The sequence below is a fragment of the Mesorhizobium sp. M7A.F.Ca.CA.002.05.1.1 genome (genome assembly GCF_003998335.1).
Classification (GTDB): Bacteria; Pseudomonadota; Alphaproteobacteria; order Rhizobiales; family Rhizobiaceae; genus Mesorhizobium.
In genome coordinates this window covers 1-430 of the sequence record NZ_RZQI01001665.1, presented here as the reverse complement: position 1 = coordinate 430, position 430 = coordinate 1, and the positions used below count along the sequence as shown (strand labels likewise).

Sequence of the window (430 nt, the reverse complement as noted above, 5' to 3'; positions counted from 1 at the left end):
GCGTACTTCACGGGGCAATGGCGCTGTCGCGATCTGGAAGACTTTCAGCGGGAAATAGGTTCGCTGCAATGACGGATTGAGGGACCAGCCATAGGCGTTGGTGGCGATCAGCACCTTGCCGGCGCGTACTGAGCCAGATGGGGTTTTCAGCATCCAGCCATCGGCTATGCGATCAACCGAGGCGACGCGCGTCTGCTCGAAGACCTTCGCGCCGGCTTTCTCCGCCGCATCGGCAAGCCCGCGCGCATAGGCGACCGGATTGAGCACGCCGCCGCAACGATCCATCCAGCCGCCGGCATAGCCCGGCACGCCCGTCAGGGCTTCGATTTCCTGCCGATCCAATGTGACTGCCGGCCGGCCAAGCTGTGCCCATTGCCCGGCACGTGACTTGACCTTCTCGAAGGCGGCAGGCGAATGCGCAGGCTGGATC

At 64.0% G+C, this 430-nt stretch carries 1 protein-coding gene; it reads right to left on the bottom strand.

What is annotated here, in order from left to right:
* The coding region (locus tag EN939_RS37675; protein WP_164751670.1) for an NAD(P)/FAD-dependent oxidoreductase at positions 1–430 on the bottom strand (430 nt) is incomplete at both ends.